This window comes from Nocardia brasiliensis (genome assembly GCF_011801125.1).
Taxonomy (GTDB): Bacteria; Actinomycetota; Actinomycetes; order Mycobacteriales; family Mycobacteriaceae; genus Nocardia; species Nocardia brasiliensis_C.
This window is the reverse complement of sequence record NZ_CP046171.1, coordinates 2,108,844-2,133,920: the sequence shown is the minus strand read 5'-3', so window position 1 is coordinate 2,133,920 and position 25,077 is coordinate 2,108,844. Positions and strand designations below refer to the sequence as shown.

At 64.9% G+C, this 25,077-nt stretch carries 31 protein-coding genes and 1 pseudogene; 23 read left to right on the top strand and 9 right to left on the bottom strand.

The annotated features are described in order from the left end of the window. The first annotated feature begins 23 nt into the window (after positions 1-23). The gene (locus F5X71_RS09580) at positions 24-875 is read left to right on the top strand and encodes an alpha/beta fold hydrolase (protein ID WP_167461619.1); all 852 of its coding nucleotides are present in this window, start codon (positions 24-26) and stop codon (positions 873-875) included. A gap of 6 nt (positions 876-881) precedes the next feature. On the opposite strand, the gene F5X71_RS09575 is transcribed toward F5X71_RS09580, so the two are convergent. From F5X71_RS09575 to hrcA, 3 genes are all read right to left on the bottom strand, one after another. Further along, the gene (locus F5X71_RS09575) at positions 882-1,622 is read right to left on the bottom strand and encodes a 16S rRNA (uracil(1498)-N(3))-methyltransferase (protein WP_167461618.1); all 741 of its coding nucleotides are present in this window, start codon (positions 1,620-1,622) and stop codon (positions 882-884) included. After that, a complete protein-coding gene (gene dnaJ, locus F5X71_RS09570) occupies positions 1,623-2,777 on the bottom strand; it encodes a molecular chaperone DnaJ (RefSeq protein ID WP_167461617.1) in 1,155 nt (384 codons plus the stop codon). It lies immediately after the preceding gene. A gap of 137 nt (positions 2,778-2,914) precedes the next feature. After that, positions 2,915-3,946, bottom strand: a complete 1,032-nt coding sequence (gene hrcA, locus F5X71_RS09565) for a heat-inducible transcriptional repressor HrcA (protein ID WP_014982744.1) — start codon at positions 3,944-3,946, stop codon at positions 2,915-2,917. A gap of 350 nt (positions 3,947-4,296) precedes the next feature. Here hrcA and F5X71_RS09560 point away from each other — a divergent pair, with 350 nt between their 5' ends. The 6 genes and pseudogenes from F5X71_RS09560 (at position 4,297) to F5X71_RS09540 (ending at position 7,587) form a co-directional block, all read left to right on the top strand. Further along, entirely contained in the window at positions 4,297-4,761 is a 465-nt protein-coding gene (locus tag F5X71_RS09560) for a YbaB/EbfC family nucleoid-associated protein (RefSeq protein ID WP_167461616.1), read from the top strand. A gap of 2 nt (positions 4,762-4,763) precedes the next feature. Next, positions 4,764-5,105 carry a type VII secretion target gene (locus tag F5X71_RS09555; RefSeq protein ID WP_167461615.1) on the top strand — a complete coding sequence of 114 codons (342 nt, stop codon included), beginning with the start codon at positions 4,764-4,766 and terminating at the stop codon, positions 5,103-5,105. Continuing rightward, complete coding sequence (locus F5X71_RS09550; protein ID WP_167461614.1) at positions 5,105-6,001, top strand: hypothetical protein; 897 nt, start codon at positions 5,105-5,107, stop codon at positions 5,999-6,001. Before F5X71_RS09555 ends, F5X71_RS09550 begins: the two co-directional genes overlap by 1 nt. A 382-nt stretch (positions 6,002-6,383) precedes the next feature. After that, on the top strand, positions 6,384-6,764 hold the full coding sequence (locus F5X71_RS09545) for a hypothetical protein (protein ID WP_167461613.1): 381 nt from the start codon (positions 6,384-6,386) through the stop codon (positions 6,762-6,764). Positions 6,765-6,905: 141 nt separating this feature from the next. Then, positions 6,906-7,223: pseudogene (locus F5X71_RS37710) on the top strand (DUF6301 family protein); the annotation flags it as partial. A gap of 136 nt (positions 7,224-7,359) precedes the next feature. Next, a complete protein-coding gene (locus F5X71_RS09540) occupies positions 7,360-7,587 on the top strand; it encodes a hypothetical protein (RefSeq protein WP_167461612.1) in 228 nt (75 codons plus the stop codon). A 30-nt stretch (positions 7,588-7,617) separates the two neighbouring features. On the opposite strand, the gene F5X71_RS09535 is transcribed toward F5X71_RS09540, so the two are convergent. Together F5X71_RS09535 and F5X71_RS09530 are read right to left on the bottom strand one after the other, a co-directional pair. Continuing rightward, positions 7,618-8,751, bottom strand: a complete 1,134-nt coding sequence (locus tag F5X71_RS09535) for a DUF3558 family protein (protein ID WP_167461611.1) — start codon at positions 8,749-8,751, stop codon at positions 7,618-7,620. 185 nt (positions 8,752-8,936) lie between these two features. After that, the gene (locus F5X71_RS09530; protein WP_238815810.1) at positions 8,937-9,332 is read right to left on the bottom strand and encodes a DUF4254 domain-containing protein; all 396 of its coding nucleotides are present in this window, start codon (positions 9,330-9,332) and stop codon (positions 8,937-8,939) included. 401 nt (positions 9,333-9,733) lie between these two features. Between F5X71_RS09530 and F5X71_RS09525 the strand changes: the two genes are divergently transcribed. The 15 genes from F5X71_RS09525 to F5X71_RS09465 all read left to right on the top strand — a co-directional run bounded on the left by F5X71_RS09525 (position 9,734) and on the right by F5X71_RS09465 (position 19,464). Beyond that, a complete protein-coding gene (locus tag F5X71_RS09525) occupies positions 9,734-10,615 on the top strand; it encodes a helix-turn-helix domain-containing protein (RefSeq protein ID WP_167461609.1) in 882 nt (293 codons plus the stop codon). 262 nt (positions 10,616-10,877) lie between these two features. Further along, a complete protein-coding gene (locus F5X71_RS09520; protein WP_238815809.1) occupies positions 10,878-11,420 on the top strand; it encodes a DUF3558 domain-containing protein in 543 nt (180 codons plus the stop codon). Between the two features lie 42 nt (positions 11,421-11,462). Continuing rightward, positions 11,463-11,936 carry a hypothetical protein gene (locus F5X71_RS09515; RefSeq protein WP_238815808.1) on the top strand — a complete coding sequence of 158 codons (474 nt, stop codon included), beginning with the start codon at positions 11,463-11,465 and terminating at the stop codon, positions 11,934-11,936. 344 nt (positions 11,937-12,280) lie between these two features. Further along, positions 12,281-12,853, top strand: a complete 573-nt coding sequence (locus tag F5X71_RS09510) for a DUF3558 domain-containing protein (RefSeq protein WP_167461607.1) — start codon at positions 12,281-12,283, stop codon at positions 12,851-12,853. 68 nt (positions 12,854-12,921) lie between these two features. Beyond that, positions 12,922-13,227 (top strand): hypothetical protein, encoded by a 306-nt coding sequence (locus F5X71_RS09505; RefSeq protein ID WP_167461606.1) that lies wholly within the window; start codon positions 12,922-12,924, stop codon positions 13,225-13,227. 237 nt (positions 13,228-13,464) lie between these two features. Continuing rightward, positions 13,465-14,019: a DUF3558 domain-containing protein gene (locus tag F5X71_RS09500; RefSeq protein ID WP_238815807.1), complete on the top strand. Its 555-nt coding sequence runs from the start codon at positions 13,465-13,467 to the stop codon at positions 14,017-14,019. A 36-nt stretch (positions 14,020-14,055) separates the two neighbouring features. Further along, positions 14,056-14,529: a hypothetical protein gene (locus F5X71_RS09495; RefSeq protein WP_238815806.1), complete on the top strand. Its 474-nt coding sequence runs from the start codon at positions 14,056-14,058 to the stop codon at positions 14,527-14,529. Next, a complete protein-coding gene (locus tag F5X71_RS37435) occupies positions 14,526-14,657 on the top strand; it encodes a hypothetical protein (RefSeq protein ID WP_275106778.1) in 132 nt (43 codons plus the stop codon). Before F5X71_RS09495 ends, F5X71_RS37435 begins: the two co-directional genes overlap by 4 nt. A 243-nt stretch (positions 14,658-14,900) precedes the next feature. Continuing rightward, complete coding sequence (locus F5X71_RS09490; protein ID WP_238815805.1) at positions 14,901-15,443, top strand: DUF3558 domain-containing protein; 543 nt, start codon at positions 14,901-14,903, stop codon at positions 15,441-15,443. Positions 15,444-15,483: 40 nt separating this feature from the next. Continuing rightward, positions 15,484-15,963: a hypothetical protein gene (locus tag F5X71_RS09485; RefSeq protein WP_238815804.1), complete on the top strand. Its 480-nt coding sequence runs from the start codon at positions 15,484-15,486 to the stop codon at positions 15,961-15,963. Further along, positions 15,960-16,091: a hypothetical protein gene (locus tag F5X71_RS37430; protein ID WP_275106777.1), complete on the top strand. Its 132-nt coding sequence runs from the start codon at positions 15,960-15,962 to the stop codon at positions 16,089-16,091. The genes F5X71_RS09485 and F5X71_RS37430 overlap by 4 nt, the downstream gene beginning before the upstream one ends. Positions 16,092-16,334: 243 nt before the next feature. Further along, complete coding sequence (locus tag F5X71_RS09480) at positions 16,335-16,877, top strand: DUF3558 domain-containing protein (protein ID WP_238815803.1); 543 nt, start codon at positions 16,335-16,337, stop codon at positions 16,875-16,877. A gap of 39 nt (positions 16,878-16,916) precedes the next feature. Further along, positions 16,917-17,396, top strand: coding sequence for a hypothetical protein (locus F5X71_RS09475; protein WP_238815802.1), 480 nt, complete (start codon positions 16,917-16,919; stop codon positions 17,394-17,396). After that, a complete protein-coding gene (locus F5X71_RS09470; RefSeq protein WP_167461602.1) occupies positions 17,393-18,604 on the top strand; it encodes a hypothetical protein in 1,212 nt (403 codons plus the stop codon). The genes F5X71_RS09475 and F5X71_RS09470 overlap by 4 nt, the downstream gene beginning before the upstream one ends. 86 nt (positions 18,605-18,690) lie before the next feature. Then, a complete protein-coding gene (locus tag F5X71_RS09465; protein ID WP_167461601.1) occupies positions 18,691-19,464 on the top strand; it encodes an ESX secretion-associated protein EspG in 774 nt (257 codons plus the stop codon). A gap of 52 nt (positions 19,465-19,516) precedes the next feature. Here the strand turns inward: F5X71_RS09465 and F5X71_RS09460 are convergent, their stop codons facing one another. Then, complete coding sequence (locus tag F5X71_RS09460) at positions 19,517-20,590, bottom strand: DMT family transporter (protein ID WP_167461600.1); 1,074 nt, start codon at positions 20,588-20,590, stop codon at positions 19,517-19,519. A 631-nt stretch (positions 20,591-21,221) separates the two neighbouring features. Here F5X71_RS09460 and F5X71_RS09455 point away from each other — a divergent pair. Next, positions 21,222-22,481 (top strand): helix-turn-helix domain-containing protein, encoded by a 1,260-nt coding sequence (locus F5X71_RS09455; RefSeq protein ID WP_167461599.1) that lies wholly within the window; start codon positions 21,222-21,224, stop codon positions 22,479-22,481. 20 nt (positions 22,482-22,501) lie between these two features. Here the strand turns inward: F5X71_RS09455 and F5X71_RS09450 are convergent, their stop codons facing one another. From F5X71_RS09450 to hemW, 3 genes are all read right to left on the bottom strand, one after another. After that, positions 22,502-23,170, bottom strand: a complete 669-nt coding sequence (locus F5X71_RS09450; RefSeq protein WP_167461598.1) for a histidine phosphatase family protein — start codon at positions 23,168-23,170, stop codon at positions 22,502-22,504. Between the two features lie 338 nt (positions 23,171-23,508). Continuing rightward, complete coding sequence (locus F5X71_RS09445; protein ID WP_081868749.1) at positions 23,509-23,718, bottom strand: hypothetical protein; 210 nt, start codon at positions 23,716-23,718, stop codon at positions 23,509-23,511. 108 nt (positions 23,719-23,826) lie between these two features. Next, positions 23,827-25,008, bottom strand: a complete 1,182-nt coding sequence (hemW, locus tag F5X71_RS09440; protein WP_428981483.1) for a radical SAM family heme chaperone HemW — start codon at positions 25,006-25,008, stop codon at positions 23,827-23,829. Positions 25,009-25,077 lie beyond the last annotated feature (69 nt).

Sequence of the window (25,077 nt, the reverse complement as noted above, 5' to 3'; positions counted from 1 at the left end):
GGAATCGGGGACACACTGGGCCTATGCCCGACACCGCCGACATCATTTCCCGCACCCTGCACGGAGCGGCCGGACCGCTGGCCGCATGGGAATGCACCCCACCGACCGGCGCCCCGCGCGGCACGGCCGTGCTGGTTCCCGGATTCACCGGCTCCAAAGAGGATTTCGCGGCCATGCCCGCGCCGCTGGCCGCGGCGGGATTCCGCTGCGTCACCTACGACCAGCGTGGTCAGTGGCAGTCGGCAGGCCCCGACGACCCGGACGAGTACAGCATCGACGACTTCGCGGGCGATCTGCTCGAGGTCGTCGCACAGGTTTCCGGTGACGCGCCGGTCCACCTGGTCGGGCATTCGTTCGGCGGCTATGTCGCCCGGCGTGCGGTGCTGCGCGATCCCGGCCGGTTCCACAGTCTCACCCTGCTCGCGTCCGGCCCGTCGTCGGTCCGCGATATCGACTTCCCGCCACCGCGTTTGGTGGAGGAGATGGTCGAAGCCGGTGGCCAGCAGGCGATCTGGGATCAGATGAGCGGGGCCATGGCCGGGGTCGCAGCCATCTCCCCGGCCAAGTACGACTTCCTCCATCGCCGGATCATGGCGACCAAGAAGGCGAACATCGTCGGCATCCTGCGCACCATGCAGACACCGGCCGACGATGCCGCCGCACTACGGGCCAGCGGCGTGCCGATGCTGGTCGCCTATGGCGACACCGGCGACCTGTGGACCCCGCAGGTGCACGAGCGGTTCGCCGCGGAACTCGGCGCCCGCACGGTCGTCTATCCGGGCGTCGGCCATCTGCCGAACGAGGAACGCCCGCAGCAGGTCTGCGCGGATCTGGTCGAATTCTGGTCCGCGAGCAGCCCTTCCGCCGCGGGCTGACGCGAGTTACCAGCGTGTGGTGAGCGCTCCCAGCGCACCAAGCGCCACCGCGGCAGCCGTCGACGTACGCAGCACGGTGGGGCCGAGCAGGGTGATATCGGCGCCCGCCTCGGCCAGCGCACCCAGTTCGGCATCGTCCAGGCCGCCCTCCGGGCCGACGATCAGGATCACGCCGGGCGCCGCGCCGAACGCCAGCTCGGTGAAGCGGCCGGTACCCGATTCGTGCAGCGCCGCGACGATCGCGCCGTCCGCCTTGGCTTTTCGGACCAGGTCGAGCACGTCACGGGTGCGGTGCAGATCGGCGACCTCGGGGATGTAGGCGCGGCGAGACTGCCGTGCGGCCGAGCGGGCGGCGGCCCGCCACTTGTCGACGGCCTTGCCCGCCTTGCCTTCCCAGTTCGCGATGCAGCGCGCGGCCTGCCACGGAACGATCGCGTCGGCGCCGGCCTCGGTCATCAATTCGACCGCCAGCTCCGAACGATCGGACTTGGGCAGCGCCTGTACCACAGTCACCCTGGGCGAAACCGGTTGTGCCACCGCCCGGTCGCGGACCCGAAGCTCCAGCCGGTCGCGTTGCGCCGCAACCACTTCCGATTCGGCGAGAACACCGCGTCCGTCCGAAAGCGTGATCGGCTCACCGACCCGGATCCGGCGCACCGTCGCGGCGTGCCTGCCCTCCGGGCCGTCGAGCACGGCGATGGCGCCCGGCTCGGGCACCTCGTCGAGGTAGAAGACCGTCGCAGCCAATCAGCGCCCGCTGAACGAGGCCCGCAACCGGGCGAACAGACCGCTGTTGTGCTCGGACTGGGTAGACATGACCTCGGCGCGCTCGCTGGAGCGGGTGCCCTTGTACTTGCGCAGCAGGTCGGTCTGCTTGCTGTCCAGCTTGCTCGGGATGACGATGTCCAGGTGCGCGAGCAGGTCGCCGCGCGCACCGGAACGCAGCCGCGGCATGCCGTGGCCGCGCAGCACCGAAACCTCACCGGGCTGGGTGCCGGGCGCGATCGTCAGCTCGGTCGGACCGTCGAGGATGGTGTCGATCACCACGGTGGTGCCCAGCGCGGCGTCGACCATCGGCACGCGGATCGTGCAGTGCAGGTCGTCACCGTCGCGGACGAACACGTCGTGCGGCTGCTCGACGATCTCCACGTACAGGTCGCCCGCATGGCCGCCGCCGGGGCCGACCTCGCCCTGCGCGGCCAGTCGTACCCGCATGCCGTTCGCCACGCCCGCGGGGATCGGCGCCGCGATCTCACGCCGCGCGCGCACCCGGCCGTCGCCGCCGCACTTGTGGCAGGGGTCGGGGATGGTCTCACCGGCGCCACGGCAGGTCGGGCAGGGCCGCGAGGTGAGCACCTGGCCCAGGAAGGAGCGCTGCACGGACTGCACTTCACCCGCGCCGCCGCAGGTTTCGCAACGCACCGGCTTCGACTTGCCGTTGGTGCCCGCGCCGGTACACACGTCACAGAGGATCGCGGTGTCGACGGTCAGGTGCTTGGTCACGCCGACCGCGCACTCGGCCAGGCTCAGACGGGTGCGCAGCAGCGAGTCCGCGCCGGGCTGCACCCGTCCGCGCGCCTTGCGCGTGCCGCCGGAGGCACCGCTCATGCCGCCGAAGAACGCCTCGAACACGTCGCCGAGCCCGCCGAAGCCGGCACCGGAGAAGCCCGCGCCACCGCCGCCGGATTCCAGCGGATCGCCGCCCATGTCGACGACGCGCCGCTTCTCCGGATCCGACAGCACCTCGTAGGCGGCCGACACTTCCTTGAACTTGGCCTGCGCCACCTCGTCGGGGTTGACGTCGGGGTGGAGCTCACGAGCCAGCTTGCGATAGGCGCGCTTGATCTCCTGGTCGGTCGCGTTCTTCGCGACGCCGAGCAGTCCGTAGTAGTCCCGTGCCACTTGAGTTCTCTAGTCCTTGGTCGTTCTCGACAGTGCCCGACGGTGCCGTCACCGTTCCAACCGCATGCCCGGCATTAGTCGGATGCACTCAACTTTATCCGGCCGGAAGTTCGAGGGTAGCAGCGGCATCGGAGCTGTCAGCGTTCGGCGAGGACCTCGCCGATATAGCGAGCGACCGCAGCGACCGAGGCGATGGTGCCCGGGTAGTCCATTCGCGTCGGACCGAGCACACCCATGCCGCCCAGGATCGTGCTCGCCGTGCCGTAACCGGTCGACACCACCGAGGTGCCGCGCATCTGCTCGACCTGAGTCTCCTCGCCGATCCGCACGGTCACGGTGCCCGGCTGCTGCGCGGCCGCGAGCAGCTTGAGCACGATGACCTGCTCCTCGAGCGCCTCGAGCACGTCACGCAGCGAACCGGGGAACCCGAAGTCGGCCGCGTTGCGGGTCAGGTTCGCCGTCCCGCCGAGCACCAGGCGTTCCTCCGGATGCTCCACCAGCGTCTCCACCAGCACCGTCGACACCCGGATCAGCACGTCCCGCAGCCGCAGCGGCGCCCGTTCCGGCAGCTCCGCCACCGCCGCCGACGCCGCGGCGAGCCGCTTGCCGTCCATCGCGCCGCCGAGCATGCCGCGCAGCGCCGCCAAATCCTCGTCATCGATCAGCGCGCCCAACTCCACCAGGCGCTGATCGACACGCCCCGTGTCGGTGATCACCACGAGCAACAGCCGCGCCGGATTCAACGCGACCACCTCGATGTGGCGCACCGTCGACACCGAGACCGACGGATACTGCACCACCGCGACCTGCCTGGTCAGCTGGGCCAGCAGCCGCACCCCGCGGCGCAGCACATCGTCCAGATCGACGCCGGACTCCAAGAACTCCATGATCGCCCGGCGCTCCGCACCCGAGAGCGGCTTCACCTCGGCGATCCGATCCACGAACTGCCGATAGCCCTTGTCCGTGGGGATCCGGCCCGAACTGGTGTGCGGCTGCGTGATGTAGCCCTCCGCCTCCAGCACCGCCATATCGTTGCGCACCGTCGCACTGGAAACACCCAGATTATGCCGCTCGACCAGGCTCTTCGAGCCGATCGGCTCCTTCGTCGCGACATAGTCCGCGACGATCGCGCGCAGGACCTCGAAGCGCCTGTCCTCGGTGCTCGACATCGGCCCCACCTCCTCGCTTCGTCCTCGGGCACGCCACCGACAACCCGATCCCATCGCACAACACCCTGTGCATCCCGGTCCGTCTGGTTAACCAGTCTAATTGCCCATACCCGATTCGCCCCGCTCGCACACCGTGAGAGCCGCCTCCCGACGACCGCGTGTCGCGACCGCCGCGCCGGTTTCACACGGCATGGACGGAAGTTGATGGAACCGAAGCCGGGCGCCCCGCGTCGAAGTGAGTAACCGATCGAATCCCGGTACGTGCGCCACCGGACAACGATCGACGTACGCCACTTTGGATACCGTGCTCTACTACTGCTCACGAAATTGTTCTGCGCGAAGGGGAATGGATGACCGACGCTTTGGGCCAAACCATCAGCGACCTCACCCAATGGTCGGAAGACCTGGAGCGTAAGGCGCAGCGCTATCAGAGCCTGCAAGTCCGGATGGATGCGACGAGGGTGACCGAGAGTTCCGATGGCAACCGCGTCAGCGTAACCGTCGACAGTCACGGCGTCCCTACCGATATCCAACTGTCTTCGGCCACAAAGGGAATGGATCCTTCGGCGGTATCGGCCGAGGTGATGGCGACGTTGCGTAGGGCGCAGGCAAGACTGCGCCGCGTCATGACCGACCTGGTACACGACATGGTCGGTACCGACGCGATCGGTGCCAGCGTGTTGTCCCGGTACGCCGACCGCTTTCCCGACGAGGAGTCCTATACGGCCACAACCGAACCTCAGTCAGCGCCAGCGGCAACCATGGACCCCGCCGACGAGGACGAGTACTACCGCAACAAGCGCTGGACGGAGTAGCGATGGGCAACGAGCAACTTCAAGTCATCACCGACCAACTACGTACCCACGCATCAACTGTCCAGGGATTCATGGGTACGTTGACCAACGCCGTCGAAGCCGCTGCGTACCTTGGGAATGCAGACGACGGCTACGGGTGGATGGTCCGCTCGATCGTCAATTCGCTGTTGGAAGACAACAACCGCGGCACAGTCGAAGCAATCACCAAGGCCGCAGGCGAGACCGCCGAGATCCCCAGCAAGCTCGGCACCGTCTCCGACAAGTTCGACGAGTGGGACGAGTCATGGGCACGCACGCTGGATGAACTGCGCGACGCCATGCAACGCGCCCAGCAGGGGCGCTGATGAGCACTCGAATCGGCAACTACATCAATGAAAATGTGCTCACGGTCGGCCTGAACGACGCGCCGAAGCCGAAGGACAATCCACTCATCGTCGGCAATACCGACTATCGCGACGAGTACTTCCAAGAAACGCTATTCCCCTACCACAATGTCGGCTTGTCCAAGGACGAAAATGGGATCCTGGAGATCCTGAAAGGAACGACTGCCGGTGATGCTTGGCAGGCGTATGTCGATCTCAAAGGCGCCAAGCCCCTCGATGCCGCACTGGGCGGCCTAGGGCTCGGCCTCGACGTCCATGAGGCAGTCACCGATCCCTTCGGGTACGTCGGTAGCCAGATCGCCAGCTGGATGTTCGAACACATAGAGCCCTACCGCAAAGTGCTGGACGGCCTGGCCGGCAATCCAGACATGGTCGAGGCTTACGCGAACTCCTGGGGTGAGATCTCCAAAGCTATGACGGGAGTTGCCGACGACTGGCAGAAAGCGCTGCGAGCGGACACTGCGGACTGGTCCGGCGCCGCGGCAGACGCCTACCGTCGGCGGGCCACCGAGATGACCGACCACATCAACGCCGCAGGCGGTGTCGCGGCGAGTATGTCCGAACTCCTAGCGAAAGCGAAAGAGATCGTCGGTGCGATCCGCGGTCTGATCGGCGATATCTGCGCCAGCCTCGCGGGTGCGCTGGTTGCGTACACGCTTGAACTCGCACTCAGCGCCGGCGCAGCGGGGCCATACGTCGCCGCCGCGGTATTGCAGCGCATCGGCCGTGACGGCGTGAAGATCACCGCTCTGCTGGTCAAACTGCGCAAGGCTCTGGCTGATCTGATGCCGTACGTGCAGCAGATCGGCGGTGTGATTTTGAAGTTACTCGAGCCGAAAGAAGAAGCCCCAGCGTAGAACTCGGTCTGGTTGGCAATCGATTACAAGGGAAGTGATGAGCAATCCTTTTGGGGGACAACAGCAATGGCATGGACAGCCACGGCCCGTGGTTCCGCCACAGCGCAGCGGGCCGCCGCCCGGGCCGACCGGACAACCACTCCTCGGACATCATCCTCAGCCGTCTCCGCCGCATGCGGGTGCACGGGCCGACCACCGATACCAGCCGTACCTACCTGCACAAGCGCACAATCCCCCGCAGTCGGCGTGGCAACAGTTCGCCAACGCCGACCGTATGCCTGCCGGTTACACACCACCGCCGATGCCTGATCCCGGCACGTTCGTGCCCGAGCCAGGACCGACCGGGATAGCAGTCAACACCTCATGCAAACCAAGGCTCGGAGTGCAGATCCTGACACGCCCCGTGATCCGCGTGAACGGACAGCTCGTCCCTGAAACAAAATGGGGGGCAACGCACATACCAGTCGGGCCCGGTCAGCACCACGTGCGGATCGACACCGGCCCCTTCCCGAAATGGTGGCCGTTCACCGGCTTTCTGGGCAGCGCTGGCACACCCACGATCGGAGAAGCCGAAGCTGTCGTACCCGTTGCCGAAGGTTGCAGCACTCCCGTCTTCTATCGCACCCCCATTATCAACCGGTTCGTCGGCACGATCGGCCCCGCTCCCCAACAGCCACGAGGCATGCTCTGGGCCTACTTCGTGTGGACGTTGTCCGCAGTACTCGTGCTCCTCATGCTGTACGCCATCGTCGCCCCGAAGTGATCGCGGGAAACGATCTGAAGCCGTTGGGGTGCAGGATCGTGGGTTGACATAACCGACTGGGTCGAGTTCATCGCTGAGCTCGTCGAACATCTCGCGACATTGCAGGTCGGCACGCCCTCATCGAACTGGCGAACAAACTACGTGCGCTGGGTGTGGTCGTGGCGGATGGACGACTTCGGCGTGCTACTGGCTGTGTTCGGCTGGCGCGATCCAATCTCTTTGTCCCGATACTGGATTCGGTTCAATGCCTGCCTGCGTTCCGGTACTTGGGATGTGATCGAGCGGGGCGGGGACGCGGAGCGGATCGAGGTGGCGGTGGCTACGTTGCTCCCCGATGATGCGGCAGGGAGGAAAGGGATCGACGACGCTTTCGACCGGATGAGCACCACCCTCGTCACGGCGATCGGCGAACCGACCGCGCGGGTGGATGGGGCGTTTCCTGAGCTGCGTTGGGCTGATACGGAGAACACAGCGGTTGACCAACCTGGCGGCGATCATGCACCTCGATTTGGTTACCACCGGATGGCTTGTGGGCCTGGCAGACTGAGCAGCGGGCGGGTTACCGTCTACGGTCGATATCGATTCAGGGGAAATTATGGCGCTGTATGCGGAGATCCGAAAAGTCAACGAGGACAACAAGTTTGTTCGCTATGCATACACCGATGGGCAAGGTTCCGAGCAGACGGTGATCTTGGACAAGGCAGCCGAGACGATCTCACCCGAAACCGGTTCCGAGAGCATGCTCTATCGCGCCGTCGCACGCAAGATCGCTTCGGCTTGGGTGAACGGGTCGACACCGGACCGAATGATGGTCTGCAGCTAGTTCCTGGACGGGGCACTAGGACGCACCGCCTCACGGCAGGGAGCGCAGGACCACGGGGACTATCTGGGTGGTTTGGGTGCAGGCGTCGAAGGGGAAAGGTGGGCTGGCGGGGGCGATGTTCACTGCCACGTGGATGAGGTGGGCGTTGTTGGCAGTGGGTGGGTCGGCGCGACGGTAGTTGAGGGTGATGGCGCAGCTGGTGTTCTGGCGGGTGGGGTCGGTGGATTGCACGGTGCGCAGTTCGGTGCCGGTCAGTCCGTCGAGGGTGAGGTGGCGGCCGTACTGGATGGCCTGGCCGCCGTCGACGCCGGAGGGCACCCGCAGGACCTCGCCGGTTTTGACCATCCGCTCGTTGTTGCGCTCGAACGACACCTCGACGGTCGCGCGGTGCGAACCACCGGGCTGGACGATGGTGATCGCGCACTTATAAGCCCGGCTCCACCCGACCGAGGTCATCTTCCAGCCGAGGAACTGCGCGCTGATCTGCGGTTCGGCGGCGCACGGATCACGTTGCGCCAGCGACTTTCCGGTCGGTCCGTCGAGGTGGTGTGGCGGTAGCGCAAGAAGGTCGTCGAGGGTGGCGGCGAGGTAGCCCCTCGTGAACTGGCAGGGTTGCGACCACGGCACGGGCGTCTTTTTCGGGCTGGTCACCTTGGCGACGGAGATCGTGTGCGCGAAACCGGTGTCGCCGGCCGGGATTCGGTAGTCGCAGCGGTACGCGTCGGACCTGCTGTCGTCGCTGACCGCGGCGCGATAGACGGTGCGGCCGTTGATCTGTTCGGGCTTGTCGAGCGCCTGTTTGTCCGCGGTGTAGAGCTTGTCGAGTTCGATGTTGAAGTAGTAGTTCGCGTCCGGATCGTCGGCGGCGGTGATCGACATGCCGCACCCGGTCCAGCTGCTGCCGCGCTCGAAGCCGGGGGCCCGATCGAAATTCTGGAATGCGCCGAGGCGTTGGGCGATATCGCGATTCAACAGCGCGCACGGGTCGGTGCCCCGGATTCGCGCCATGAGATCGCCGGTACCCGGTGCGATAGCGGCCAATTCGGCCGATCCTGGAATACCCCTAGAAGCCTTCGCCGCTTGCGGCGCACTGACTTCCACACTTGTTTGTACGGTGTCTCCCGTGGTGATGGTCCCGCAGCCGCACAACGCGGTGACAACCATGCCTATCGCCGCCACGGTCGACCATTGCCGTCTGCCGCCCACGATCACCGGCAACTCCCTCGGCTTGTCGAACGATCTCCGGCAGGTTAACCGACCGGAAGACGCCGCTCTATCGGTTCCCGAATACCCGGCACTGCCAACTCGAATCACTGCTCGAATCGTTACCGTAGGAATACATTTCATGATCACGATCCGGTCGGTAGGCGACGACGACCGGTCGCGAGTTCCGCGACGAGATCCTCGTACCCGACCGAGAGTTCGGCCAGACGCTCCCACGCGAACCAGATGTCCCAGTCGGACTCGGCGGCCAGCGCGGCTTCGGCGCGGGCGGTGAGCCGGGCCAGCCGGTCGAGCACCGCGCCGACTGTCTCGGTGTGCAGATAGGCGCCGCCGTGCGCGACCGGTAGCCGGGGCGCGACCCACCGATCGATGGCGTGGACCTGCTGAGCACGGTATTCATCGATCTCCCCGGTGATTCGGCGCGCCAAGATCAATCTACGCCGATGCAGCGCCGTCAGCTCCCCCGCGGCGCGCAGCAGCGGATGGCCGTCACGCACCGCATCCCGACAGGCTTGCAGCACTTCACTTCTCGTCGGTAGCGGGCACTTCCCCAGTTGGTTCCCCAGTTGCGCTGCGAGTGCCTCGGACGCGGCGGCCCCCGCCTCGCTCACCGGACTACACTCGTCGTGACGCGGACACAACGACAGCGGGCAGCCGCCAGGTCATGCGTGGTCAACGTGAACTCCCCCGATCGGTCGCTTGGTGCGCCCGGTCGGTGTGGACCTGGACCCGTGGTCGCCGATAAGGTTTCAGGACTTCGATGACACGGACCGGGGCGCACGTTCAGTAGAGCACCGGGGATTGATCGGCGGGAACGCCTCGACACCGAGGCACAGCGAAAATTCACAGGGTTCCAGGATTCCCGTCCCTGAGGTTCCAGTTGCAAACCTGGCCGATAGCGAGCCTTACGAAGGGAACTGTCGTGACCCCCACCGGATCCACCCTGTCCCGGCGCATTCTGGCGCGTCAATTGCGCGAACTCCGCGAAAAAGCAGGAGTCACCGCCGAATTCGCACGAACTGCGATCGGTGTCGGAAAGCAAACGCTGTGGCGCATGGAGACCGGGCAACCGGTGCGGTTCAATCCATTGTTCGTCGAGCGACTGTGCCAGGTGTATGGAGCACGCGACGACGTCACCGGGATGCTGCTCGCGCTCACCGGTGAAACGCAGCGCACCGGATGGTGGCAGGCCTACGGTGACATCGTCCCGAAGCATTTCGCCCTGTTCCTCGGCCTGGAAGAGGCGGCGCGGCGAACGATTTCCTATCACGCGACGCTGGTCCCCGGCCTGCTGCAAATCTCGGAATACCACCGTGCGCTACTCGAGGCCGGCGCGCCGAACATGTCCGCAGCGGAGATCGAACGACGAATCGAACTGCTCGACCGCCGGAAGTTCCGACTGACGACCCCCGAAAGGTTGTTGCGCATCGAGGTGATCGTCGACGAGGGCAGCCTGCGACACCCGATCGGCGGCCGGGCGGTGATGTCGGCTCAGCTGCGGCATCTCGCCCAGGTCGGACACCTGCGCAACGTCTCCATCCGCGTGATTCCGCTCGACTCCGCGGCCTACGGCGGGCTGACGGCGGGCGCGTTCGTGATCCTCGAATTCCCCACGCATCCAACGGCGCACCTCACCGAGCCGCCCATCGTCTACCTGGACGGGCACCTCGACGCGCAATATCTCGACAAAGCCGACGACGTGCGCCATTACCAGCAAATCTACGACGACCTACGCCGCGCCGCACTAGACGAACCCCGAAGCCGCGCCCTCATCGAATCCATCGTGGCGGAGTACACGAACTGAAAGACCCGATCGCGCCGCCGCCGTGATCCGAGCCGGAGCCCCGAATCCATACCACCGCGGGTTCCGGGCTCCCGCCGCTCGCCCCGATCGGCGGGTGCCAAAAGGCTGCCGACCTGGGCTGCAACGCTTGCACCCAGGTAGACGCAGTGGGTAGCGTCAGGTGAGCTGACAGGGGGGCGGAGAAGCCGGTCCGACCCCGCATGATCCGAATCGGCACCGGCAGGCGAAGGACCCGATGACGCGCAGGTCGAAGTCCTGGACGGTGGGGATCCTCGCACTGGGCGCGGTACTTGTCGCGGGAGGATGCGGGCCTTCGAAGGATGAGCCAGGGAAGACGAGCGATCCGTCCACGGCTCAGACATCTCTCTCGCCCGAGGTTCCGGCCGGATTCGATCCATGCAAGGACATCCCGCAGGCCGTGTTGGATTCCGAGAAGCTGCGACAGAAGATCACCGACGACTCAAATGCGTCGGGCGGCATCAAGTGGCGTGGCTGTCTCTGGGTACAGCCAGATGGCTATGCGGGCAGTATCAGGACCACCAACATAACCGTGGACATGGTGCGCGACAAGAAGTTTGCTGATACTCGTGAATTCACTATCAACGGTCGACGAGCAATCTCAACACGCCAGTCCGACGATCACGCCGAATCCGAGTGCACCCTCGACGTTGAAATGCAGGGCGGAAGCCTAGAGTTCGGCCTGACCAATCCGGCATCGAATAAGATGACCGGCCATCTCGATACGTGCGACTTGGCCCGATCCTTGGCCGAGAAAGTTGTGCCGTCAATACCCGCCACTGCATGACTGCGCGACTAACGAGCGGGCGCACCTGCAGGGAGGAATCGCATGGGCGACGACAACACGCCGCGGCCAATGGCCAACATGATCAGTGCTGCACGTGAGGGGAACCTGACGGTCACCCTGACGGCCGAGGACTTCGTCTATATCGACCGCGATTGTGAGTACTTCAAAGGCGTCATACGGCAGATACAGCGAATCATGGCTGAGGTGTCGGACCAAAAGCACTGGGGCCTAGGGGAAAACAACGCTCCGATGGTGTCCGCACGCACTCTCGTAGACCGTTTCAAGAGCAAGGCGAGAGGCGCCGGTGATGGCAACTCCGTGTGGGAACTGATGGAACAGCACTTTCGAATTGTGGAAGATATTCAGGCAGTTCATCGAGCCATCCGGGAACGCATGATGCAGGCTGACAGCGCCTGGGCCGCCGACTTCAATCATAAGAACGAGACACTGCCGGAGCGTCCGCCGGTCCAGCTTCCGGCCGGGCCCTACCTCCTGCCAGATGGGACGGGCCGATAAGCGGTTATGAACCCACGCAGATTCCCGGAGGCGGCGAGCATACTGACAGTTGGGATCACCCGGAGATCAAGGACGCTTTCGATCCGCTCAACACCACCGATGCGATCAATCAGGCCGAGAAGTACTGATCGGCAGCGACATCCAACCGGACGGGAACGTCACGGTACCAACCACCGGGCTCCCGCCGCCCACCCTACCGGCGGGTGCCAAAAGGCTGCCGACCTGGACTGCAACGCTTGCACCCAGGTAGACGCAGTCGGTAGCGTCAGGGTGAGCTGACAGGGGGCGGAGAAGCCGGTCCGACCCCGCATGATCCGAATCGGCACCGGCAGGCGAAGGACCCGATGACACGCAGGTCGAAGTCTTGGACGGTGGGGATCCTCGCACTGGGCGCGGTACTTGTCGCGGGAGGATGCGGACCGTCGGAGGATGGGCCAGGGAAGACGAGCGATCCATCTACGGCTCAGACGTCTCTCTCGCCCGACGTTCCGGCCGGATTCGATCCATGCAAGGACATCCCGCAGAGCGTGTTGGATTCCGAGAAGCTGCGGAACCGCGGGGAAGCAAACTCCAGCGCCAACGGCGGGATCAAATGGCGCGGATGCCGCTACGGCCGAACGGACGGATATTTCGTAAGTATCAGGACGACTAATATAACTGTGGAAATGACCCGGGAAAAGAACTTTCCGGAGACGACCGAATTCACCGCCAGCGGACGCGAAGCGATATCGACACGACAGTTCGACGGCCCATATATCAAAGAAGCGTGCACCGTCAACGTCGAGATGAAGCACGGCAGTCTCGACTTCGATGTCAGTAATCCACCGTCAAATCGCGAAACGGGGAGTACCGATGCGTGCCAGCTCGCCCGGACACTGGCCGAGAAGGTGGCGTCAGCAATCCCGGCAGGCGCATAGACAGTGATCGACTCAGTCGCGTTGGGAGGGAAACGGATATGACGGACGACAGCGAACAACCTCGACCTATGGCGAACATCCTCACCGAGGCACGTGAGGGGCGGCTCGCCATCAAGCTGAAGGCGGAGGACTTTGTCTACATCGATCGCGACTGCGACTACTTCAAGGATGTGATCCGAAACATCCAGAAGAAGGCGGAAGGCGCCGACGACGGCAACAGCGGCTCGACGTCAATATCAGCAATCCCGGCAGGCGTATCGAGTGATCGGATCGGTCACGTCGAGAGAAAAATGGACATGACTGACCTCCCCGGAGGCGGTGAGCGCGTAAATAGGACCCTTCGACACACTTGGTCATGTCTCCCAATAGTCTGAGCCACTCGACCACCAGCGCGATGACGAAGCCCGCACGGTAGGTCATGGCGAGTTTGTCGTAGCGGGTGGCGACGCCACGGCTGCCGACCTGGACTGCAACGCTTGCACCCAGGTAGACGCAGTCAGTAGCGTCAGGGTGAGCTGACAGGGGGCGGAGAAGCCGGTCCGACCCCGCATGATCCGAATCGGCACCGGCAGGCGAAGGACCCGATGACGCGCAGGTCGAAGTCTTGGACGGTGGGGATCCTCGCACTGGGCGCGGTACTTGTCGCGGGAGGATGCGGGCCTTCGAAGGGCGATGGATCCCCGAGCACGACCCAGAATGGGGACACTTCCAGCTCCAAACCCAGCCTCGCCGCCGATGCACCGAGTGACTATGACCCATGCAACGACATCCCCCAGAGTGTGCTTGATTCAGAGCAGCTGCGCAGCAAAGAGAAAGAGGATTCGAATGCCGCCGGCGGCATTAAATGGCGTGGCTGCGCCTGGATACAGACAGATGGCTACTCACCGAGCATCCGAACTACGAACTTGACCGTTGACATGGTGCGTGACAAGAAATTTCAGGGCGCACTTGAGTTCACGATTAACGGTCGTCGGGCGATATCTACTCGGCAAAATACTGATCACCCCGAAGCGGTGTGCACCGTTAATGTGGAGATGAAAGCCGGCAGCCTAGAGGTCTTCCTCAGCAACCCGCCATCTCGAAAGAAGACGGGGGCGCTCGACACCTGTCAACTCGCCCGCACGCTGACTGAGAAGGTGGTGCCGACCATGCCTGCCAGTGTATGACCGCACACTGATCAGATTCGTCGGGAGGGTTGAGAAATGAGCGACAACGAGATACCACGGCCGATGGCCAACATCCTCACCGAGGCGCGGGAGGGGCGCCTGGCGATCGAATTGAAGGCCGAGGATTTTGTCTACATCGACCGCGACTGTGAGTACTTCAAGGATGCCATCCAGAAGATCCAGCGAACCATGGACTTGGTAGCGCAACAAGACCATTGGGGCCTCGGCGAGGCCAACGATCTCATGGTGTCGGCCAGCACGCTGGTCGGGCGATTCAAGGAGAAAGCCAACGGCGCCAAGGACGGCAACAGCGTCTACGCCATCATGGAGATGCACTACAAGATCGCTGAAGACATCCAGGAAGTCCACCGATTGGTCAGAGAACGAATGATGCAGGCTGACAGCACATTCGCCAGCGATATCAACCGACTCAACGAGTCGCTCCCTCAGCGACCTCCAGCTCAGCTGCCTGCCGGCCCATATCTTCTCCCGGATGGAACCGCACGATGAGCGGGTATGAGGCACCCCGCATTCCCGACGGCGGTGAGCACACCGACAGTTGGGAACACCCCGACATCAAAGACGCTTTCGACCCGCTCAACACCACCGATGCGATCAATCAGGCCGAGAAGTACTGATCGACAGCGACATCCAACCGGACGGGAACGTCACGGTACCAACCACCGGGCTCCCGCCGCCCACCCTACCGGCGGGTGCCAAAAGGCTGCCGACCTGGACTGCAACGCTTGCACCCAGGTAGACGCAGTCGGTAGCGTCAGGGTGAGCTGACAGGGGGCGGAGAAGCCGGTCCGACCCCGCATGATCCGAATCGGCACCGGCAGGCGAAGGACCCGATGACACGCAGGTCGAAGTCTTGGACGGTGGGGATCCTCGCACTGGGCGCGGTACTTGTCGCGGGAGGATGCGGACCGTCGGAGGATGGGCCGGGGAAGACGAGTGATCCGTCCACGTCGAAACCAAGCCTCGCGGCCGATGTTCCGGCAGGGTTCGATGCCTGCAATGACGTCCCTCAATCAGTGCTCGATTCCGAAAAACTTCTGGACAAGACACCCAATGATTCGAATGCCAACGGCGGTATAAAGTGGCGCGGATGCCTTTGGGCAAAGACAGACGGGTACGCGGCAAGTATCCAAACAACGAATATCACGGTGGATATGGTCCGCGACAAGAAGTTCCCAGACACTCGCGAATTCGATATCGGGAGCCGACACGCAATATCGACCCGTCAGATCGATGACCACCCGGATGCCGCGTGTACAGTCAATGTGGCAATGAAGGGCGGGAGTCTCGAACTCAACCTCACCAACCCGCCGTCCGGTAAAGCCACAGGACACCTCAACACGTGCGACCTGGCGCGTGGACTTGCGGAGAAGATCGCACCGGCGATACCCAACGCTGCGTGACCACACGGACGACTGCGTTCATCGGGAGGGATAGAACCATATGAGCGAGGACACGACACCGACCGCGCGTCCAATGACGAACTTGCTCAACGCAGTACGGGAGGGCCAGGCGACCGTCGAGATGACGCCGGAGGACTTTGTCTACGTAGATCGTGACTGCGAGTACTTCAAGCGTACGATCCGCCGGATCCAAAGCATCGCGGAGCAGGTCTCACGGCAAGACAGCTGGGGCCTTGGTGAAACGACGAAAAACATGGTGTCCGGACAAACTGTCGTTGAGCGCTTCAAACAGAAAGCCAAGCAAGCATCCGACGGGAACGACGTCTACACGATCATGGAGCAGCACTACAAGATCGTTGAGGATATCCAAGAAGTTCACAAAACAGCCCGAGAGCGAATGATGCAGGCGGACAACGAATTCGCACAGGAGTTCACTCATTTGAGCGAAACATTGCCGCAGCGACCCCCTGCCCAGCTTCCACCAGGACCGTACCTTCTCCCCGACGGGACCGGCCGATGAACGGCTATGAGCCGACGCAGATTCCCGGAGGCGGCGAGCATACTGACAGTTGGGATCACCCGGAGATCAAGGACGCTTTCGACCCGCTCAACACCACCGATGCGATCAATCAGGCCGAGAAGTACTGATCGACAGCGACATCCAACCGGACGGGAACGTCACGGTACCAACCACCGGGCTCCCGCCGCCCACCCTACCGGCGGGTGCCAAAAGGCTGCCGACCTGGACTGCAACGCTTGCACCCAGGTAGACGCAGTCGGTAGCGTCAGGGTGAGCTGACAGGGGGCGGAGAAGCCGGTCCGACCCCGCATGACCCGAATCGGCACCGGCAGGCGAAGGACCCGATGACACGCAGGTCGAAGTCTTGGACGGTGGGGATCCTCGCACTGGGCGCGGTACTTGTCGCGGGAGGATGCGGACCGTCGGAGGATGGGCCGGGGAAGACGAGTGATCCGTCCACGTCGAAACCAAGCCTCGCGGCCGATGTTCCGGCAGGGTTCAACCCGTGTACTGATATCCCGCAAGCGGTACTGGACTCGGACCAGCTGAAGCAGAAGATTCCAAACGATTCGAACGCCAATGGCGGAATCAAGTGGCGGGGCTGTATGTGGGTAAAACCCGATGGGTACGCGGCGAGCATTCAGACGACAAACATCACCCTTGGGATGGTGGCGGAGAAGAAATTCCCTGATACACAGGAATTCACGATCGGGAGTCGGCGCGCAATCTCGACGAGGCAAGTCGACGATCACCCCGAAGCCGCATGCACGGTCAATGTGGAGATGAAGGGCGGCAGCCTTGAAATCAATCTCACCAACCCAGCGTCGAACCGCGCCACCGGCCATCTGAATACATGTGACCTGACCAGGTCTCTTGCTGAGAAGATCGCGCCGACCATACCCACGACCGCGTAGGCGCGTGGACGACCGTACTCACCGGGAGGGACAGACCCAATGGGCGACGACACGACGCCAGCAGCTCGACCCATGGCAAACCTGATCAACGCAGCCCGGGATGGGCACGCGACGGTCACGATGAAGCCGGAAGAGTTCGTTTACATCGACCGAGATTGTGAGTTCTTCAAGGGCGCGATCCGACAGATCCAAGGACTTGCCGAGCAAATCGCACGACAACCGACCTGGGGCCTGGGCGAGAACACCGAGAAGATGGTCTCTGGAAAAACCGTTGTCGACCGGTTCAAGGAAAAGGCCAAGCAGTCGAAAGACAGTAACGATGTCTACGCGATCATGGACCAGCATTACAAGATCGTCGAGGACATTCAGGAGGCATACCGCGCGGTCCGAGAGCGAATGATGCAGGCTGACAGCGAGTTCGCCACCTCATTCATTCAACTGAACACGACCCTCCCGGAACGGCTTCCGGCCCAACTCCCTGCCGGCCCCTACCTCCTCCCGGACGGAACTGCCCGATGAGCGGATACGAACCCCCACGGATCCCAGGCGGCGGCGAGCACACCGACAGCTGGGATCACCCGGAGATCAAGGACGCTTTCGATCCGCTGGACACGACCGAAGCGATCAACCAGGCCGAAAGATACTGGCAGATGCACCAGCTCTGGGAGCAGGGCGTCGACACCTTCGCTCGTTCGATCCAGAACTCGATCGCCCAGGCGTGGTCCGGCCCGGCCGCTGAGGCGTCGAAGAAGTCGATCCACGACTACACAGCCGATGCCCTGGCGCTGACTCCGTCCCTCGCCGAGCTGCACACCCGCGTGCGTGACGCCGCGACCGCAATCGTCAACACCAAGAAGGCGATTCCCGATCCGGTGGTCGTCACGTGGACATCATGGTTGTGGCCGCCGAACCGTTGGGATCTGCAGTCCGATCAGTCGGAGCAGACGCAAAAAGCACGTGTCGCGATGAATGAGCACTACGTGAAGCCATTCAGCCAAATCGACGGCAAGATCCCCGTGCTGCCCACCCCCACCAGCCCCACGAAGGCGGTCGACATCCCCGCCCCTCCCCCTGGCGGCTACCGCATCGATAACACGAGCACCGGTCAGCCTTCGCAACCTGCGTCTCCTGGCACCGATCCCGGTTCTACGAACTCCGGGGTTCCGGGCGACACGAACGGGGACGGGAAGCCGGACGAGCCGGGTACGACGGAGCAGCAGACCGATCCGGCGGCGTCCGAGCAGACCACGCCGTCCTCGACCACGTCTCCGAGCGGCACGCAGACGACGCCGGCCGGCACCACGTCGACGACGCAGAGTCCGAGCACCGCGACGGATCCGACGAAGACGGTCTCGACGGGCACCGGCACGCCATACGCACCGGGCCCCACGGGCCGTCCCGGCAGCCCGCGCATCCCGGGTAGCCTGGGTAGCCCGGGAACGCCGAGCACCGCACCGCAGCCGGGCCGCAGCATCCCCGGCACCGGTGTGCCCACTACACCGGGCACCTCGGGCAACCCGGCCGCCGCGGCGGCGGCCGCGGCGCGGGGTACGACCGGCCCGGCCGGCATGGGCGCTCCGGGAGCGGGGGCGCGCGGCAAGTCCGATGACGATGCCGAGCACAAGATCCCCGACTACCTGATCACGCAGGAGAACACCGACGAGCTGCTCGGTGAGCTCCCGAAGACGGTGCCCGGCGGTGTGATCGGCGGCGACGTCCCCACCTGACGTACCGGACGAAACATGGTGGTAGCGGCGCGGGCCGCCATTTCCCGCGGGCAAGATCGAACCAGGTGAAGGAGAGCAGAGCAGGCATGGCTGAGTGGAGTTGGGAGCCGGACGATTTCGCGTCGCTCTGGTATTCCGATGCTCATGATCGGTTGCCCAGCCCGCTGCGCTACACCAGCCGGTTCGCTTTGCGGGACGAGTTCGCGGCGCACCGGCGCGCGGTCCGCGACCGCTACTCCGCCGATGAGCTGGAGGAGATCCAGCTGGCGTTGCACACGCTGAGCACCTCGGATCTGCGGATCGAGATCCTCGGCGGCACAAGCAGACACAAGAACAGCACCGGGCCAGGGGATTTCCGGGAGTACCGGATCATCGGCGCACGCAATCAGTATCGCGCGGTCACGTTGATGCAGGCGGGCACGGAAGCCGAGCACGGCCCGATCCGGGTACGGATGTTCCGGCCGGAAGCCTTGCCCGCCCGTGTCGTGCAATCCATTCCGTCTTGCGCGCCGGGCAGTGCCGCGCCGGCGACCTTCCATCCCGACGACATCGGTGGGCGCCGCAACGGCTACTTCGAGGATGTGGCGCGCCAGACCCCGCGCGAGCAGTACCAGCGCCTCCTCGGCCGCCCGGCCGACGGCGGCGGCACCGCGGTGCTCGTCGCCGCACCGTGGCACACCAAGGCCGATCCGTGGCATGTCCTGCAGTGGCACGACATCACCGACGACGGCCGCTACACCGAGGCCCGCGGCCCGCACATCGCCGTCCGCCCCGCCACCCCGGCCGACCTCACCGCCCAGTTCGCCACCTGGATCGACCGCTCGCTCGAGCGGTTGGCGGACACACAAGACACCTGGTAGCCCGCTCAGCGCTATACCTGCCGCCCGCTCAGCGCTACACCTGGCAGCCCACTCAGCGCTGCTCCTGGCCGGAACCGGATCCCGGCAACACCGGCCCGACGGCACCGGCGTACTGCGCCACGTCGTCGCCGGCGTACTGCGCCGCATCCTCCGCGCGCAGCGGTTCCGGAGCGCCCGGCAGCTGCGTCCATTTCACCGAATCCGGTTGTTCGCGCTGGTCCACTTGGACCGGAACCGATTCACCGCGTTGCGGGTCGGCCGGTGCCCGCCCGTCGGCGATGTTGAGTCCCACCGCGCACAATACGATCAGCACCCCGCCCGCGATGCCTGCCCAGGACGGCACCTGACCGAAGAAGAGCAGGCCGAACAGCAGACCCCAGACGCATTCCAGGGTCAGCAGATTGCCGCCCTGCACCGGATCCACCCGCTCGAAGGCGAAATTCATCAGGAAGACGTTCAGCACGCTCAGCCCGCCCGCGATTCCGATCGCCGTCCACAGCATCGCGGGCGGGACGTCGGCGGGCACCTGCGGCAGACCTTCCCACTGGCACAAAGAGGTCAATGCGACGCCCAGTGCACCGACCCCGAGCGTCAGCGCGGTGATCTCGTAGTTGTTCAACGTGCCGCTGTGCCAGTCCCGGCCGAGGTAGCTCAGCGAGATCGCGATCATGGCGAGCAACGCGATCGCGTCACCCTGTTTACCGGAAAGCGGTCCGCCCCAGCTCATACCGAAGCCGGACAAGATCGCGACCCCGATCGCGGACCCACTGACGAAAAAGATTCGCACCGCGGTAACGGACACCCTGCGCAACACCAATCCCAGTGCCGCGACCAGCGGTAGGGCGGCGATGAACGAGATATTGCTGACCGTCGTCATCGTCGCGGCCTTCGCGAACAGTGTTGTGCCGACGACGTACAGCAAGACGGTGCGCGCCACGATCACCGACCATTCCCTGACGCCTGCGCGAAATATCACCCGCCACCGAATCCAGCGGCCGAACGCGAACGCCGCGATCACGAACGCGACACCGGCGCGTAGGTAAACTTGTTGGGCGACAGTGAATCCGGTGTCGAGAAACCGCGAGAACACGGTGAGCATGGCGAACGATGCGGTGAGCAAGATCAACGCACCGATACCACGCAGGTCGATAGATGTTCTGCGTTGTGCGAGCGCGGTGCCGTTGATGCGCTGAGCCTACCCAGCGCGACGCACCGCCAGTTCCGTACTGACGGGTTTTTTTCAGGTGTCGCTCACGCCTGAGCAGGCACCTCTGGTTGTCAGGGGCCTAGACGGCCCCCTCCACGACCTGGTGGCTGCGGGCATGCTTGCGATCAGCGGCGCAGTGGCATCGGCGACCACGCGCCAACCATCCCGCCACCACCCATGCCGCGGCCAAAACGCTCACACTCCAGGTATTGAGTGCCGCCGCACAGGCGACAAAGGCCGCCAAAGCGGTCACCACGGTCCCAACAGCGGTCAGCACGTGCGCGATTTGCGTGATGAACGACGAGTGTCCCTCCGCACCGGTCTGGCACGGGCTCGCCGGGACCCCACCGACGATTCTGATTCTTTTCATGCGCAACAGCCTGCCGCCGGCGCACAGGCCGGGCCAGGGTCGTCGGCTCGCTTGCACGCATCGCGCGCAGAACCGCACGAACCTGGACCTTGGACCAGCTCAGGGATACCGTCGATGGCGCGGACGTTGCCGAGGCCGGCGCACGTCCGATCAGTGCATAGCCAGTCATCTGGAGCAGGGGTGAGCAGTCAGCACAGCATCGCGTGCGGACGCCGTGTCGTACGCGAATTCGAAGCCGCTGGGTCTTCGACCTGGGAGACAGTCCATGCCGTTCGGGCGCACTGCGGGGTGTCGCTGCTGCGCGCCCATCGTATCGCCTACGGGTTCACGCTCGTCGATGTCGCACAGCGGTTGCAGCAGATCGTCAATGCCGAATCACCGTGTCGCGGTTTGTCGCATCAGAGCGTGTCCCGCTGGGAGACCGGGTTGGACATGCCGTCGTATCAGTTCCTCGACGCGTTGTGCCGGTTGTATCGCACCCGGCCCGATCGGCTCGGGTTCGGCCACGACTACACCGATGACGCGCCCGCGCGTCGAATCGTCTTGCCCGCCGTGGTGCGCGGTGGGCCGACGGCGTGGGAGATACTGCGCGCCTTGGAATCCAGCCTCGCGCTCTGCGGGTATCTGGTCTACGTGCTGCCGCCCTCGGAGTACATCCCAGCGCGCATGCGGGATTTGGCGCAGGTGCAGCAATTGCAGCTGACCGACCACTCCGCCGACATGCATCGGCGCTTGCATCGAATCGAGGCGGTTCTGGCCGGGCTCATCGCCTTTCGGATGAACGATGTCGCCGATCTGCACGACACGTTCATGTGGTTCTACAAGGCGCGCCGCGCCGCGCGGCTGGCCGGCGACCGGGAGGTGGAGGCGTGGCTGCACGGGCACATGGCGCACACGCACGAGTGTTACCGCCACGCACTCGATCAGGGGCTGGCGATGGCCCGTGCGGCTCAGGCCGCGGGCGGCTCGGCGCCGGATTCGGCCATGGTCTTCGGCTTGCTCGCCGAGGCGGGTATCCAGGCCAGGATCGGTCGGCGCCGGGAGGCGATCGAGGGGGTGCAGGCCGCGGAGCGGATGTTCGCGAGTCTGCCGTCCGACGCGAAATCCGATGACAATCTCGGCATTTCGGAATACATCCTGCGCTGGCACCAATCGCACGCGCTGAGCTCGATCGGCGACTGGCGCGCGGCGGAGGAGCTGCGGCAGCGCATGCTGAGCCTGCCGATGGCGGACAAGGATCAGGTCGGTCGCTCGCTGCTCGACCTGGACATGGCGGCGATGCGCACCCGGCAGGGCGACCCGGATCAGGCCCGCTCGCTGATCCGTCAGGTCTGGCAATCGCTGCCCGCCGAACTTCGGGTGGGCCAGGTCCGTCGCCACATCTCGCAACAGATCGTCGCGCTGCCTCCGCCCATGCGAAACAACCTGTTGGAGCCTTGATTTCAGCGCAGGCGCGAAAGTCATTCCTGCGGCAGATGATCGCGCTGATCGTAGGATTCGAGCGCGAAGCCGTCCCCGGCTCTACGCCAGCAGGTGAGCGAGCCGTTTCCGGCGAGCCCGCCCTCGGTGATCGCCAAAACCTCTGTGTCGGTCAGATTTTCGAGTATCTGCCGTAGGTACAGCACAACCGCGTCGTGCGCCACGATCAGCACGCGACGGTGCCGCCGATCGGCTTCGAGGTCGGCCACCACGTCGCGCAACCGAACCGCGACATCGCGAAAGGATTCACCGTCCGGCGGCCGGTAGCCCAGCGGGTCGCGGGCTTCTCGCGCGGCTTCGTCGGGAAAGCGTTCTCGCACGGCAGCCGGGGGCAGGTGGGCGAGCCGTCCTCGATGCCGGTCGTAGAGCCGCGGGTGCACGCGGTAGCAAGGCAAAGGCACTGCCGCGGAACATAATTCCCGCTCCGCCGCCTGCCAGGTTCGCACCGCGCGCAGATACGGCGAGCACAGGACCAGTTCGGGTCGCTCGTCGGGCGCCATCGCGACCAGCCGACGTCCGACGGCGGCGGCCTGCCGCTGCCCGAGGTCGGTCAGGCCGATCGCCATATCGTCGGTCTCCCCGTAGGTTCCGGTCTCGGCCGCGATATTCGAGGTGCTTTGTCCGTGCCGCACCGCGTAGAGCAGTTCCACTCGTTCAAGGTCGTTTCGGTGCGCACAATCCATCGCACTCCCCCTGGGTGCTTTGATTCCGATCATTGAACGATACGAAGATTCGGCGGATCTCGCGCCGCGGATGTCCGAATCAGGGCGCAGAAGACCAGCGAGTAATGTGGCGCGCCGAGCCTCGCTAGGACGCGAGCAATCGTCCCGCACCAGCGCGATGCGGACATAAAACGACGCAGTCGCAGCGACACTACCGCGACGACTGGAAAACGCGCCCGCGCACGAGGAATCGGTACGGCAGCCAGATCAGGCCACACCACCGCCGCGGTTCAGCCGGCGGGCACGCGCCTCGGGCGCAGGTGAGGCTAGTCGCAGACTCTGGCTTGTTTACCGGCGAGTGCGTCCAACCCGAGCATTGCCAATAGGGACTGGCAATCATCGGCATTCTGTGAATAACTGGCGACCGTACGGGCGGCCACTGCGCTCTGTCGCGCATTTTCGGCCTTTTCCGCTGCCCGCGCCTCGGCGAATTCGCCCGGTTCGTGGATGAGGGTGATGTGTCGTGCCGGGGACATGAATCTCCTTGGGGTTGATCCGAAGCCTACAAGGATCACCGGCTCAGCGATAGCCGAACCAACCCAGGAGTCCGCGAAAAATCCCGAACCACGCGATGGGGGCGGGCGTCAGGGCACGAGCAGACGCCGGACCACGCCGTCGGCGAGCAACCGGCCGCGGTCGGTGAGCACCAGGTTGCCGTCGTGCCGGGCCGCGAGGCCGTCGGCGACGATCTGGTCGGCGGCGTTCGTGCCGAACTCGTCGAGGTCGGCGAGCGGCAGACCGGTGCGCAACCGCACGGCGAGCATGAGGCGCTCGGTGTAGCGCTCGTCGGCGGTGAGCGCCTCCCAGCCCGCGGCGGGCAGACCACCGGTGGCCACCCGGTCCGCGTAGCGCGCGGGGTGCTTGACGTTCCACCAGCGGACACCGCCCACGTGGCTGTGCGCGCCGGGGCCCGCACCCAGCCAGTCGCCGCCGTCCCAGTAGCCGAGGTTGTGCCTGCAGGCCGCGGCCGGGCCTGCGGCCCAGTTGGAGACCTCGTACCAGGTCAGGCCGGCCGCGGTCAGGCGAGCGTCGATGCGTTCGTAGCGGGCGGCGAGGACATCGTCGTCGGGGGCGGGCAGTTCGCCGCGGCGCACCCGCCGGGCCAGCGCGGTGCCGTCCTCGACGATCAGCGAGTAGGCGGAGACATGGTCGACGCCCGCGCCGAGGACGGCATCGAGGCTGGCGTCGAGGTCGCTGTCGCGCTCACCGGGCGTTCCATAGATGAGGTCGAGATTGACGTGTTCGAATCCGGCCGCGCGCGCTTCTTCGGCGGCGGCGACCGCGCGTCCCGGCGTATGCGTGCGATCGAGCACCTTCAGCACGTGCGCGGCGGCGGACTGCATGCCCAGCGAGATCCGGGTGAATCCGGCGGCGCGCAGCCGTTCGAAGAAGGCCGGATTCGTGGATTCCGGATTGGATTCGGTGGTGACCTCCGCGTCGGCGGCGAGGGTGAAGTTCGCGCGGACCGCGTCGAGCACGTCGGCGAGACCGTCACCGCCGAGCAGTGAGGGGGTGCCGCCCCCGACGAAGATCGTTGCCACCTCGGGGGTCGCGGTCGGCAAATCGGCGAAACGCGCTGCCGCCGTGGCCAATTCACCACGCAACGCGTCCAACCAGGACTGCGGCGACGCGGAGGTGCCGAGCTCGCCCGCCGTATAGGTGTTGAAGTCGCAGTATCCGCAGCGGGTGGCGCAGAACGGCACATGCACGTAGATCCCGAACGCGCCCCCGCCGAAATCGCCGAGCACGGGCTCGGAGGTTTCGATATCGGCAGGGGTCGCGGCAGGGGAACTCACCCCTTCAGTCTGCCGGTCCCCCACTGCCGGGCCGCGCCC